Genomic DNA, 12695 nt, shown 5'->3' on the forward strand with positions numbered 1-12695 from the left:
AAACAATAAAATTAGAATAAGGTAGGTATGAAAGATGTCTGATGTAAAAAAGCAGCTGCTGGATAAAATCGCAAATAAAACCGCAGTGGTCGGCATTGTGGGCTTGGGATATGTGGGGTTGCCCCTTGCAACCGAGTTTGCAAAATCCGGCTATAAGACCATTGGCTTTGATGTACAGGACAAGAAGGTGAATTCAGTCAATGCAGGCCATAACTACATTGGGGACATTGTGGACGATGTTTTCAAAGAGGTTGTGGAGTCTGGAAAGCTTTCGGCCACATCGGATTTCTCCTTTATTAAAGATGTAGATGCAGTGGCCATTTGTGTGCCGACCCCGCTGGACAAGTATCAGCAGCCGGACATCAGCTATGTAAAGGGTTCTACAGAATCCGTGGCTAAGTACCTACATGCTGGCATGGTTGTGGTTTTGGAGTCCACCACCTACCCGGGAACAACAGAAGAGCTGTTGATGCCCATCTTGGAGGCCAGCGGGCTGAAATGTACAGAGGATTTTTATCTCGCATTCTCTCCGGAACGTGTGGACCCGGGCAATAAGCAGTATAAAACCAAAAATACGCCGAAGGTGATCGGCGGTGTGGGTAAGGACTCCACTGAAGTGGCGGCTACTTTGTACCGCAACGTCCTTGAAGGCGGCGTCTATGAGGTTTCTTCTCCGGCTGTGGCAGAGATGGAGAAGCTTTTGGAAAATACCTATCGCAACATCAACATCGGTTTGGCCAATGAGATGGCGATTATCTGTGATCGTATGGGGATCAATGTGTGGGAAGTGATCGATGCGGCAAAGACAAAACCGTATGGATTCCAGGCATTTTATCCAGGTCCGGGGCTCGGCGGGCACTGCATCCCGTTGGACCCGTTTTATCTGGCGTGGAAGGCGCGCGAATATGACTATCACACCCGCCTGATTGAGACGTCGGGAGAAATCAATACGGGCATGCCGGAGTATGTGGTTGACCGTGCGATGAAGGTGCTCAATAAAAATAAGATCGCTATGAACGGCGCAAAAGTGCTCGTTCTCGGTGTGGCGTACAAGTCGGACATCGATGATTACCGTGAAAGTCCGGCGTTAAATGTCATTGACCGCTTGAATGAACAGGGAGCAGTCACGACGTTCTATGATCCGTATATCCCGGAGTATAAGCACAAGGGTATGGTGCATACTGGTGCCAAGGAGTTGACAGATGATATGCTGAAAGAGGCGGATATTGTCATCATTTGTACAGCACATGAGTGCTTTGATTATGACCGGATTCAGAAGTGCAGCAAAGAGATTTTTGATACGCGCAATGCGATGAAGAACGTCAAAGATCGTTCCAACATCGAGCTGCTGTAAGGTTTTAAACCAGCAAAATTCCCCCGTTCTGCGACGGGGGAATTTTCAACTGACGCAGGAGCCTGTGCAGGACGGCATCCTGTCCCTGAACCTGCTTAAAAAATTGCAAATAGGAGAGAATATGAAAAATGAAGAAACTTCGTTTTGCCTTGATTGGATGCGGCCGTATTTCGAAAAATCACATTGTCGCTTCTGCGGAGAATTCGGAAATCTGCGAATTGGTTGCAGTTTGCGACCCGGTGACGGAACGTGCGCAACAGAAGGCTGCCCAGTATGAAGAGCTGATGGGTGTTCGGCCAGCCGTTTATGGGGATTATAAAACCATGTTGGAAGAGATGGAGATCGACTGTTGCGCAATTGCTACAGAGAGCGGTTATCATGCAGAAATTGCCCTTTACTGCATACGGCACGGCAAACATGTTTTGGTAGAAAAACCGATGGCGCTCTCCACCGCGGATGCAGATGAGATGATTGCAGAGGCAAAGGCAAACGGCGTTACGTTGGGGGTATGCCACCAAAACCGTTTCAATGCGCCCATTCAGCAGCTGCATCGAGCACTGGAGGATGGCCGTTTTGGAAAGCTGGTCAACGGCACAGCGCGTATTCTCTGGAACCGTACGATGCCGTACTATGAGCAGGCGCCTTGGCGTGGCACTTGGGCGCAGGACGGCGGAACGCTGATGAACCAGTGTATTCACAACATTGACCTACTTCAATGGAGCCTTGGCGGGGAACCGGATACGGTTATGGCTATGACAGGGAATTTCCTGCGCGATATTCAGGCAGAGGACTTTGGAGCAATTTTGATTCGTTTTAAAAATGGAGCTATTGGCATTGTAGAAGGAACTGCCTGTGTGTACCCAAAGAATCTGGAAGAGACGCTCTCCATCTTTGGAGGGACTGGCACTGCAGTTATCGGTGGTCTGGCAGTGAACCGTGTGCAGACCTGGAACTTTGAGACCCCAGCTCCACAGGACGAAGAAGTGGCGCAGCTTGCGGGCAATGATCCAAAGGACGTCTATGGAAGTGGACACACCCCCCTTTATGCGAACTATATTCAGGCCATTCACAATGGCGTGGACCCACTGGTGAGCGGCACAGAGGCCATAAAAGCGATGAAAATCATTTTGGCGGCCTATAAGTCCCAGAAGACCGGAAAGCCTGTCCAATTCGATGACCTTCAGTTTTCCACACTGGATATGCAAGATGCCGATGTGCGTTGGAACAGGGGGTAAGGGATGAAAATTTTAACCGTAGTGGGTGCCCGCCCGCAATTCATCAAGGCATCTGTCGTTTCAGAGGCATTGAAGGGGATTTGTGAAGAAAAGATCGTGCATACCGGTCAGCATTACGACCCCAATATGTCCGATGTCTTTTTTGAAGAGCTTGGAATCCCTAAGCCGGCCTATAACTTGGGAGTTGGCTCTGGCACACATGGCCACCAGACCGGCGAAATGCTGATGAAAATTGAAGATGTGTTGTTGGAAGAAAAGCCCGATATTCTACTGGTCTATGGGGATACCAATTCAACGCTGGCAGGGGCGCTTGCGGCTTCAAAACAACATATCCGAGTAGCTCATGTAGAGGCGGGGCTGCGCTCGTACAATATGCGTATGCCGGAAGAACAGAACCGTGTTCTGACCGACCATATTTCGCAGTGGTTGTTCTGTCCGACGCAGACAGCCGTGGATAATTTAAAAAAGGAAGGGCTCACGAAGGGGGTGCAGATTACCGGCGACGTGATGTTGGATTCGGTACTGCATTTTCTGGAAGTAGCCCGCAACAATCCGGATAAAATGGCTCTGCTGAATACATTGGAAATTTCTCCAAAGCAGTATCGCTTAGCCACCCTGCACCGGGCGGAGACGACGGATGGCGGTGTGGATGCGATTGTACGTATTTTTCGCGCATTTGAGCAGTTGCCGCAGCGCGTGGTGATTCCAATTCATCCGCGTACACGCAAGTTGGCCGAACAGGCGATTGCACAAGAAGGCTTCCATAACATCCAGTTGATTGATCCGGTTGGATATTTGGAGATGCTCTTGTTGACTTCCAATGCTTGTCAGGTATTGACCGACTCCGGCGGCCTGCAAAAGGAAGCTTGGTTTATGGAAGTACCATGCGTCACTCTGCGCAAGGAAACGGAATGGGTCGAGACGTTGGACGGCAATTGGAATGTGCTTGCGGACCTAACGACTGAGGATATCTTAGAGAAAGCACTGCACACGGTTCCCGATCCGGCTGTTCGTGGAAAGCTGCCGTTTGGCGATGGCAAAGCCAGTCAGAAGATCGCAGAGGCATTGAAAAAAGAGACGGAGTGAGTGTCCTTTGAATATCGTCTATATCAACCATTACGCTGGTTCGGATAAGCATGGGATGGAATACCGGCCATATTTCATGGCAAAACGCTGGGTGGAGGCCGGACATCATGTCACGATTGTAGCAAGTTCGTACTCCCATCTGCGGACCAAAAATCCCGATATGCAGGGAAAAAAAACGATGGAAGAGCTGTACAATGGGGTTCGATACCTGTGGCTTGAAGGGCCCTCTTATCAGGGAAACGGCCTGGGGCGCATTAAAAATATGCTCTCCTTCTTGCGTGGTTTAAAAAAATACCGCGCACAGATCACAGCTCAGGGAAAGCCGGATGCTGTGATTGCTTCCTCTACCTATCCGCTGGACATCTATCCTGCCAGAAAGATTGCCAGGGAATCCGGCGCCCTTCTAATTTATGAGGTGCATGATCTTTGGCCACTTAGCCCGATTGAGCTTGGAGGAATGAGCCCGCGGCATCCTTATATTGTTTTGATGCAAATGGCAGAGAACTACTGCTATAAACATAGTGACTATGTGGTGTCCTTGTTGCCCTGTGCAGAGGGGCATATGAAAGAGCATGGTTTGGCCGATGGAAAATTCGTTTACATTCCCAATGGGATTGTAAAGGAGGATTGGGAGAAGTCCCCGGGGAATCCACCGGTTTATGCGGATAAGTTGGGACAGTATCGCCGTGATGGCTGGTTCCTGATTGGCTATACAGGCGCGCATGGAATTGCCAACGGGTTGGACAGCTTCATCGAAGCGGGAAAGGCGTTACAGGGAAAAAAGATCAAACTGATTTTGGTGGGACAGGGGCCGGAACGGGACCGCTTGGTACAGAAAGTTCAAGATCTTCATTTGGAAGAGAATGTTGAGCTTTTGCCGGCGGTTAAACGCGACGCGGTTCCAGAGCTTTTGGCGCAATTTGACGCCCTGTATGTGGGGTTGCAACGGCAACCGTTGTTCCGGTTTGGCGTTAGTCCCAATAAGCTGATGGACTATATGATGGCCGGAAAGCCTGTGATCTTCGCAATTGATGCGGGGAATGATATGGTGGCGGATGCATCCTGCGGTATTTCGATCGAACCTGAAAATAGTGCTGCCATCGCAGATGCAGCGGTTCGGCTTGCAGAGCTTCCAAAGGAAGAGTTACAGAAGATGGGGGCCCGTGGAAAAGCTTACATCTTGGAGCATCACGAATATGGTGTTTTGGCAAAACAGTTCCTGGATGTCTTTTCCATGCCAAGGAGAGAAAACAAATAAATCCTAGAACGAGCAGGCAGAAGAAACTCTCTGTCTGCTTTTTTGTTGGTTATTTATCTGCAACAATCTCTGTAAAATTTCAAAGAAAAAAGCAATAAGAGGGAAAAGTTGTAAAAAATTTGGAAGGACCTCTTTACAAATCAGTTTCCTTATGCTATGATTACATCCAGTAATAGGAATTGTTATCAATTATGATCTGACACATTCTGAAATGAAGGAAGGTGCCGATGTTTCCATGGAAAAGCGACAAAACTTCAGCCGTAAACGAGAAGCGATTCTGATGACCATCCGCAATGCAACCATTCATCCTACAGCGGAATGGGTATATCAGCAACTGAAACCGCAATATCCGGATTTAAGTTTAGGGACGGTTTATCGCAATATTGCTCAATTCAAGAGTGACGGGATTATCAACAGCGTTGGCGTTGTCAATGGACAGGAGCGCTTTGATGGAGATGTCCGTCCACATACACATTTTATTTGCACAAAATGTGGTGCTGTAACCGATATTCCAGGGGAGTTTGTCGGTCCCCGGGTGAGCAAACAAGTGGCTAAGGAGAATGGACTGTTGGTAGAAAGCTGCGAAGTTGTGTTTCGTGGCACATGTTCCGATTGCATGAAAAGACAAGAAAGTCTTTCCTAATAATTTTTATCTGTATGGAGGAACCAATCATGAAAAAATTTGTGTGTTCTGTATGTGGCTACGTGTATGAAGGCGAGCAGGCCCCAGAGTTTTGCCCCCAGTGCAAGGCTCCGAGAGAGAAGTTTATCGAGAAAAAGGAAGGCGCTTCTTTTGCTTGCGAGCATGAAGTCGGCGTTGCACAGGGCATCGACAAGGAAGTCTACGATGGCTTGGTCATGAACTTCAACGGCGAGTGCACAGAGGTTGGCATGTATCTTGCGATGAGCCGTCAGGCAGAGCGCGAGGGTTATCCGGAGGTCGCAGAGGCATTTAAGAGATATGCATTTGAAGAGGCCGAGCATGCTGCAAAGTTTGCCGAGCTGTTGGGTGAAGTAGTTACGAATAGCACAAAGAAAAATGTACAGATGCGTGCAGAGGCTGAGGCAGGTGCATGCGAAGGGAAGCTGCAGATTGCAAAGCGCGCAAAGGAGCTGGGATACGATGCAATCCATGACACGGTTCATGAGATGGCTAAAGACGAGGCCCGTCATGGCGCTGGCTTCAATGGCCTGCTGAAGAGATATTTCGCAGACTAATTTGCAAAACGCTACATAGAAATCACACAGGGTGGGATGGCAAAGTGGCCATCCCACCCTTTTCTATTCTGTAAAACAGGTTTTAATTTGTGATATTTCTGTTAAAACCAATCAAAAAGGTTGCCAGAATCGCTAAAAGTGGTTTATACTAAGATAAATTTGCTTCGTCTGTGAAAGGAATTGGGTAGACACAGCGGACAAGCGTTTGGTGAGAATTGGAGGAACAAAATGGATTCCATTGTTGAGGCAATCGTACAGACATTTAGCAGTTCTGCATCCCGGGAGCTGATTATTTTCCTGGTGTCCATGATGCCGATTCTAGAGCTGCGCGGCGGCATTTTAGCGGCGAGTTTATTGGGGGTAGATTGGCTAAGGGCGATGACCATTTGTTTTGTTGGAACAATCCTGCCGATCCCATTTATCTTGTTGTTTATCCGCCAGATCTTGGAATGGCTGAAAAATACGCGCTTTGTCAAGCTGGTACACCGGATTGAAGCCAAAGCAGAGCAAAAAAGCAAATCCATCGAGAAGTATAAAACCTTTGGTTTGTTCCTATTTGTTGCGATTCCATTGCCTGGAACAGGCGCTTGGACAGGAGCTTTAGTCGCTGCTTTGCTCAATATGCGCTTTAAGCACGCCATGCTTTCCATCACTTTGGGGACGTTGACCGCAGATGTGATTATGGTTGTGCTTTCTTATGGCCTTTTGGGCGCAATTCTTCCGTAAGGCAGGGGGATTTTATGGAGAGATATGACATTGTGGTGTTGGGTGGAGGCGCCGCCGGTTTGATGGCCGCCGTTTCTGCTGCTGAAGCAGGGAACGGCGGCCTCCGTGTGTCCGTCCTGGAGGGGAATGCGCGTGTTGGGAAAAAGTTACTCGCCACAGGGAACGGGCGCTGCAATTTGAGCAATCGGTTTGTAGCACCTACCCATTATCACGGCGATGTTAGCCGCGCTGCTGGACTGTTGAAACGGTTTCCCACGGAGAAAGTGATCGGGCAGTTCGCACATTTGGGATTGCTCTGCCGGGAACTGGATGAGGGACGCATCTATCCGTACTCATTGCAGGCAGCTTCCGTTCTGGAAGTTCTTCGTCTCCACCTGGAACAGCGTGGAGTGGTTGTGCAGTGTGGGACGCCTGTTACGGAAGTTCGTAGGGAAAAAGGCGGTTTCTGCCTACAATGCGATGGGAAATGGCTGCAAGCAGCCCGGGTGATTTTTGCGACCGGCGGCCTTGCGTATCCACAGCTTGGTGCAAATGACAGCGGATATCGGATGTTACGAGCATTGGGGCATACTGTGACCGCTTTGCGGCCGGCATTGGTACAGATTCGAACCGAACCGCGCAGGGCGAAACCCTTAAAAGGGATGCGAAGTTCGGCCGAGGTGACACTTTTGGTCAATCACCGGCCGGTGCAGACGGCAAAGGGGGAGGTTCAGTTCACAGAACACGGACTGTCCGGCATCTGTATGTTTGAACTATCCCGCAAAGCAGGAGAATGTTTGGAGCGGAAGATGGGACCGGTGGAGTTGGGACTGGATTTGATGCCGGAATATACGGAACCACAAATTCTTTCTATGCTATACCGGACGATCGAACGGTTGCCAGATCTTCCAGGGGGCGAGCTGCTGGGAGGATTGTTAAACCGTACAGTGGGGCGGGAGGTTTTGCGCACGGCCCTTCCGCAGACGCCCAAAGCGGCCGCTCACTTTTCAAAGGGACAGCTTACAGCGGTGAGCCGGATGATAAAATGTTTTCGATTTCCTGTTTTGGGTTTGCTGTCGTGGGACAGTGCGCAGGTCACGGCCGGCGGAGTGCCATTGGGAGAAGTGGACTGCCGGACGATGGAATCAAAAACGTGTAGGGGGCTCTACCTAGCAGGGGAATTGCTCAATGTGGACGGAGACTGCGGTGGATACAACCTTCATTGGGCTTGGAGCACCGGAATGGCCGCAGGGCGCGCCAGTGCACATTCCCTGCAGAACGGCATATCGGAGGGATAAAGCAATGCTATACCGAATTTCAGATCTATCGCTGCCGCTCGATGGAACCATCGAGGATTTGACGAATCTTGCAGCGAAACGGTTGGGGGTTTCGCCGGGGGAAGTCCATCATTTGACTTTGCGAAAGAAATCCGTGGATGCACGCAAAAAGGATGATGTCCATTTTACATACACCGTAGAATGTGTGTGCAATCGTGCACGGATTCGGGGAGACCGCAAAGTCGCAGAAGCGGTTCCTTATCATTACACAATACCAGCCAGCCGGCCGCTTCCAATACGGCCGGTTGTCGTGGGGCTTGGGCCAGCCGGTCTCTTTGCAGCTTTGCTTCTAGCGCAAGCCGGACAGCGCCCGATTGTTTTAGAGCGTGGGCAATCCGTGGAAAAGCGCAGTGAAGCGGTAGAGCGGTTTTGGCGCGAAGGGATATTGGATCAGCAAAGCAACGTCCAGTTTGGTGAAGGCGGCGCAGGGACTTTTTCAGACGGAAAGTTGAACACAGGTACAAAGGATCCCCGCGCCCGGAAAGTCTTGGAAGAGCTAGTTCAAGCAGGTGCGCCAGAAGAGATTCTCTATATGGCTAAGCCACATGTTGGGACAGATCGGCTTCCACACACAGTTAAAAAGATTCGGGAGACCATCTGTGCGTTGGGGGGAGAAGTGCGGTTTGCTTCTACCATGGATGCGCTGGTTTGTAAGGATGGGCGCATAAAAGGGATTCGTGTCCATCCAGCTGGAGGGAACTCTTATATCTTGGAGGCCAGCCATGTCATACTTGCGATCGGACACAGCGCTCGCGATACATTTGTTATGTTGGAGCAACATGGAATTCCGATGACGCCAAAGCCATTTTCGGTGGGAGCCCGAATCGAACATCCACAAGAGGTCATCAATCGGGCACAATATGGCCGGTTTTCTCAGCATCCTGCCTTGGGAGCGGCGGATTACAAATTAGCGGTTCATCTTCCCAATGGCCGGGGGGTATATACATTTTGCATGTGCCCCGGTGGACAGGTTGTGGCAGCAGCCAGTGAAGAGGGACGAGTGGTGACCAACGGAATGAGTAATTTTGCGCGTGATGGTAAAAATGCCAACGCAGCTTTGTTGGTCGGAATTGGTCCGGAGGACTTTGGCTCAGATAGCCCGTTGGCCGGGATGGTGTTTCAACGCGAGTTGGAAGAAAAGGCTTACCGGTTGGGTGGTGGCGGTTACGCAGCCCCGGTGCAACGCGTGGAGGACTTTTTAAAGGGACGGGCGTCCAAACGGCTTGGAGATGTACAACCAACTTACCGGCCGGGGGTGACTCCATGTTCCATAGCAGAGTGTTTTCCGGCAGAGCTATCGGATGCGATGCGCCAGGGAATTGTGCAGATGGAACGTTACTTGCATGGGTTTTCGTATCCCGATGCACTGCTGACCGCGGTGGAGAGCCGAAGCTCGTCCCCGGTTCGCATCCTGCGGGGAGGGTCGTACGAATCCCCTGCGGCGGCGGGGTTGTATCCCTGTGGAGAAGGAGCTGGATACGCAGGCGGTATCATATCCGCTGCGGTGGATGGGATTCGATGTGCTGAAAAAGTTTTGGAAGATTCACATAAGTCTTATTAAAAGCAAAAAAGCGGCATCTACTCCTCTGCAAAAATGTAGAGAAAGCAGATGCCGCTTTTTCATCAAATATGGATTCAACGCACATAGGAGACGTCGTCCGTACGGCGCGGTACAGGGGGTTCTGCGTGTTCCTTGGGATAACCCAAAGTGATGCAGCTATAAGGAATGTATCCTTCCGGCAGTTTTAACCGGGACTGGAAAGCAGGTTCCCGAAGGATGTCGCGTACACAACCGATAAAGCAGGTTCCCAAGCCGTAAGAATGTGCGGCTAGCATGAGATTCATAATGGCGCAGCTGGTATCCTCCGGAGCGAAGCGTGCATCTGCCGGTGCGGAAAGCACGATGACAGTGGGCGCGCCATAAAAAGGGTCCTCTATGGTGCCTTGCATAGCTGCACAAATGTCCGATAAGAGTCCTTTATTTTGAATGACAGTAAAATGGCGGGCTTGCCGTCCCATTGCAGATGGCGCATATTTTCCTGCTTTTAGAACATCGGTTAGTTCTTCTTCGCTGATCTGTTCACTTCGATACGATCGGATCGAGCGGCGCTCCATCAATGCCTCTACTGTATGGTTTAAGATCATGAGAAACTCCTCCTTTGCATATTGTCTTTATTATATTCTACCATTTTGGGTTTCGCAAGGACTTCTGTTTTCCGAATGAAAAACAGTTGTAACCGTGGATTACGAAACTTTAACTGCCGTTTTATTCGTAAGATTGCTATAATGAAGGAGAGAAAAGATCGATATCAATCGATGAAAGGAGGACTTCAGATGCGGCGAGCAAAACACTTCAAAAAACGTTCAGGAGAAAGAGCGATCCCCATTCTGGCAACTTTGCTGCTTTTTACCCTTTTTTCCAGCACTTGTTTTCCACTTTCACAGGCGCTTCGAACAGAAGAAGTCCCTTCTTTGCCTGCGATTGCCGGCCAAATTGAAATAAAAGGAGCACTTTCGGCTCGGCCAGAGTGGATCGTTGAGACAGCTCCGGAAGAAAATGCTCTGCCAAATGACCCCTATCCATTGCTATATACGGCAAGCGTTTCTCCACAGGATGTCAAGCCAAAAGAAAAGGTGGCTTACTTGACTTTTGACGACGGCCCATCCAATTTGACGCTTCCTCTGTTGGATGTACTGGATCGCTACGGCGTCAAAGCGACGTTCTTTTTGGTTGGAAAAACAGGAGAAGAAGACCGGAAGGCTATGCGCGAGATTGTCCAGCGAGGTCATGCGATTGGCGTACATAGCTATTCGCACGATTACCAGAAGATCTATGCCTCCGTGGATGCTTTTCTATCGGATTTTGCAAGGATTCATCAATTGATCTTGGAGGAAACCGGTGTGGATACACCGATCTATCGCTTTGCGGGGGGAAGTGTAAACGCCTATAATCGGGATACGGCGAAAGCAATCATCACGGAGATGAACCGAAGAGGGTATGCTTACTTCGATTGGAATGTGGATTCAGGGGATGCTACGGTGGGAATCACTGCACAGCAGATTTATCAGCATGCGGTCAACGACAGCAAAAATTTCGATCAACCAGTGATTTTGTTTCACAATACTGGAACCAAAGAGATGACGCTAGAGCAAATGCCGGCGATTATTGAAGCACTTCAACAAGCTGGATATCGGTTTGAAACATTGAAGGCGGATTCTCCGCCAGTTCGATTTCGCCTCCCATAGATCCACGTTTTTACAATGATCGTTTGTGGAGGAATTGTAGCAGGAAAAAATGATTGTAAAATAAAGCAACCGGGTGTGCTCGATGGCAGGATGGCCATGGAGAACCCCGGTTGTTTTTTGTCATTACTCAAGAATCATTAGTTGCTGTTTGTTCCTCCCGCCATTCAGCAAGAAGAAGATCTACTACCCGGCCATAGCTTTTGACGCCGTCGTATTGCCGGTTGGCTTTTAAGTAGGCATTGTTTACCTGTTGTGCGACTTCGGCCATAGGGGTTTCAAATTGATCCCAATAGGCAGTGTTGGCGCTCAGGTCAAGCGCCACGCCTTCTCCCAAAGAAGCGGAGATCTTCTGCGCTGCTTGGGGATTTTCAGCATACAGAGCATTTGACGTATAGATATACGCCAACATTTTTCCGGAATATTGAAATTCTATTCGCTCGCTGCGCTCACAGGCGAGATACGCAATAAAGTTCGCCTCGTCTTCCCGCATAAAACCACTCAGATGTGCCAGTTCATGGCACATAGTGGAGGGAAGAGAGTAGTCCGGGATGTCGGTATTTACATTTGCTTCCAACGTAAATGGAAAAAAGATGCCAGTGATATTGCAATGGGAAAGAGCGCGGGAAAAAAGAACCGGTTTAGGCCCCAGATAGGTCCCATCGAGCAGCGGGTAGTCGGAAGCGGCTTTCTGCATGGCGGAACGAGCGTACCCAGTTATATCTGAGAAGGTAGCGTCCAAAGACATGACGCCATCTGAGTCGGTATTTACCTGTTCGCGCAGGAGGGTTACTTCTTCAGCGAGGGATTGACAGAGTTGCTGCAATTCCTCCTCAGAAGAAGGGGTTAGGTGGAGTCCAGAAGTTTGTGAAAAGGTATACCGACTATAGTTGATACCGCAAAAGAGAGTGAACAGAAAAAGCAAAAGGCTGATGATACTCAGCAGGCCACGGGAAAACCGGAGGAGAAGCTTACACCACATTTCACGTTTCTTGAGGAAGACCCATACAAAGAAAACCACACAACCGATTATGGATAGAAACGCGGTAAGAACCAGCATTTCTCCCACGGAAAAGTAAGCCAGAGAGGTAAGAAGGTTTCCCCAATGGGAAAGCACACGGTAAGGACCGGTAGCATACCACTCTGCAAATGCGGGCAGGTTTTGTGCCAAAAGCAGTAGAAAAATGGAAAGAAAAAGAAGAATGGCTGGAATCCAGTTGGCTGGTTTGATTGGACGGTGCTGTTTCATAAAAGACTCC

The 12695-nt window shown here is 49.6% G+C and carries 12 protein-coding genes; 10 read left to right on the top strand and 2 right to left on the bottom strand.

Going from position 1 to position 12695, the window contains the following annotated elements; genetic code table 11:
* Positions 1-34 precede the first annotated feature (34 nt).
* The 9 genes from B9Y59_RS04210 to B9Y59_RS04250 all read left to right on the top strand — a co-directional run bounded on the left by B9Y59_RS04210 (position 35) and on the right by B9Y59_RS04250 (position 9754).
* Positions 35-1354: a nucleotide sugar dehydrogenase gene (locus tag B9Y59_RS04210; protein WP_054323623.1), complete on the top strand. Its 1320-nt coding sequence runs from the start codon at positions 35-37 to the stop codon at positions 1352-1354.
* Between the two features lie 128 nt (positions 1355-1482).
* Positions 1483-2589, top strand: a complete 1107-nt coding sequence (locus B9Y59_RS04215) for a Gfo/Idh/MocA family protein (RefSeq protein WP_054323622.1) — start codon at positions 1483-1485, stop codon at positions 2587-2589.
* A gap of 3 nt (positions 2590-2592) precedes the next feature.
* Positions 2593-3675 carry a non-hydrolyzing UDP-N-acetylglucosamine 2-epimerase gene (wecB, locus tag B9Y59_RS04220; protein ID WP_085531981.1) on the top strand — a complete coding sequence of 361 codons (1083 nt, stop codon included), beginning with the start codon at positions 2593-2595 and terminating at the stop codon, positions 3673-3675.
* A gap of 7 nt (positions 3676-3682) precedes the next feature.
* Positions 3683-4933, top strand: a complete 1251-nt coding sequence (locus B9Y59_RS04225) for a glycosyltransferase family 4 protein (protein ID WP_085531983.1) — start codon at positions 3683-3685, stop codon at positions 4931-4933.
* Positions 4934-5168: 235 nt separating this feature from the next.
* Positions 5169-5576, top strand: coding sequence for a Fur family transcriptional regulator (locus tag B9Y59_RS04230; protein WP_054323714.1), 408 nt, complete (start codon positions 5169-5171; stop codon positions 5574-5576).
* A 29-nt stretch (positions 5577-5605) separates the two neighbouring features.
* Positions 5606-6151, top strand: a complete 546-nt coding sequence (locus tag B9Y59_RS04235) for an NADH peroxidase (RefSeq protein WP_085531985.1) — start codon at positions 5606-5608, stop codon at positions 6149-6151.
* Between the two features lie 228 nt (positions 6152-6379).
* Complete coding sequence (locus B9Y59_RS04240) at positions 6380-6877, top strand: COG2426 family protein (RefSeq protein WP_054323619.1); 498 nt, start codon at positions 6380-6382, stop codon at positions 6875-6877.
* 14 nt (positions 6878-6891) lie between these two features.
* The gene (locus B9Y59_RS04245) at positions 6892-8154 is read left to right on the top strand and encodes a BaiN/RdsA family NAD(P)/FAD-dependent oxidoreductase (RefSeq protein WP_085531987.1); all 1263 of its coding nucleotides are present in this window, start codon (positions 6892-6894) and stop codon (positions 8152-8154) included.
* 4 nt (positions 8155-8158) lie between these two features.
* Complete coding sequence (locus tag B9Y59_RS04250) at positions 8159-9754, top strand: NAD(P)/FAD-dependent oxidoreductase (RefSeq protein ID WP_085531989.1); 1596 nt, start codon at positions 8159-8161, stop codon at positions 9752-9754.
* A gap of 74 nt (positions 9755-9828) precedes the next feature.
* On the opposite strand, the gene B9Y59_RS04255 is transcribed toward B9Y59_RS04250, so the two are convergent.
* Positions 9829-10338, bottom strand: coding sequence for a nitroreductase family protein (locus B9Y59_RS04255; protein ID WP_085531991.1), 510 nt, complete (start codon positions 10336-10338; stop codon positions 9829-9831).
* Positions 10339-10527: 189 nt separating this feature from the next.
* On the opposite strand from B9Y59_RS04255, the gene B9Y59_RS04260 reads away from it, so the two are divergent.
* Positions 10528-11439 carry a polysaccharide deacetylase family protein gene (locus tag B9Y59_RS04260; RefSeq protein ID WP_085531993.1) on the top strand — a complete coding sequence of 304 codons (912 nt, stop codon included), beginning with the start codon at positions 10528-10530 and terminating at the stop codon, positions 11437-11439.
* A 127-nt stretch (positions 11440-11566) separates the two neighbouring features.
* Here B9Y59_RS04260 and B9Y59_RS04265 read toward each other — a convergent pair whose 3' ends face one another.
* Positions 11567-12685: a DUF3810 domain-containing protein gene (locus tag B9Y59_RS04265; RefSeq protein ID WP_085531995.1), complete on the bottom strand. Its 1119-nt coding sequence runs from the start codon at positions 12683-12685 to the stop codon at positions 11567-11569.
* Positions 12686-12695 lie beyond the last annotated feature (10 nt).

Source organism: Anaeromassilibacillus sp. Marseille-P3371 (genome assembly GCF_900169665.1).
In the GTDB taxonomy this organism is placed as follows: Bacteria; Bacillota; Clostridia; order Oscillospirales; family Acutalibacteraceae; genus Anaeromassilibacillus.

Excerpts from the sequence above, each read along its gene's own strand:
- wecB (WP_085531981.1), top strand. The coding sequence starts at position 2,593 with ATGAAAATTTTAACCGTAGTGGGTGCCCGCCCGCAATTCATCAAGGCA.
- B9Y59_RS04230 (WP_054323714.1), top strand. The coding sequence starts at position 5,169 with ATGGAAAAGCGACAAAACTTCAGCCGTAAACGAGAAGCGATTCTGATG.
- B9Y59_RS04210 (WP_054323623.1), top strand. The coding sequence starts at position 35 with ATGTCTGATGTAAAAAAGCAGCTGCTGGATAAAATCGCAAATAAAACC.
- B9Y59_RS04240 (WP_054323619.1), top strand. The coding sequence starts at position 6,380 with ATGGATTCCATTGTTGAGGCAATCGTACAGACATTTAGCAGTTCTGCA.
- B9Y59_RS04245 (WP_085531987.1), top strand. The coding sequence starts at position 6,892 with ATGGAGAGATATGACATTGTGGTGTTGGGTGGAGGCGCCGCCGGTTTG.
- B9Y59_RS04265 (WP_085531995.1), bottom strand. The coding sequence starts at position 12,685 with ATGAAACAGCACCGTCCAATCAAACCAGCCAACTGGATTCCAGCCATT.
- B9Y59_RS04215 (WP_054323622.1), top strand. The coding sequence starts at position 1,483 with ATGAAGAAACTTCGTTTTGCCTTGATTGGATGCGGCCGTATTTCGAAA.
- B9Y59_RS04250 (WP_085531989.1), top strand. The coding sequence starts at position 8,159 with ATGCTATACCGAATTTCAGATCTATCGCTGCCGCTCGATGGAACCATC.
- B9Y59_RS04260 (WP_085531993.1), top strand. The coding sequence starts at position 10,528 with ATGCGGCGAGCAAAACACTTCAAAAAACGTTCAGGAGAAAGAGCGATC.
- B9Y59_RS04235 (WP_085531985.1), top strand. The coding sequence starts at position 5,606 with ATGAAAAAATTTGTGTGTTCTGTATGTGGCTACGTGTATGAAGGCGAG.
- B9Y59_RS04255 (WP_085531991.1), bottom strand. The coding sequence starts at position 10,338 with ATGATCTTAAACCATACAGTAGAGGCATTGATGGAGCGCCGCTCGATC.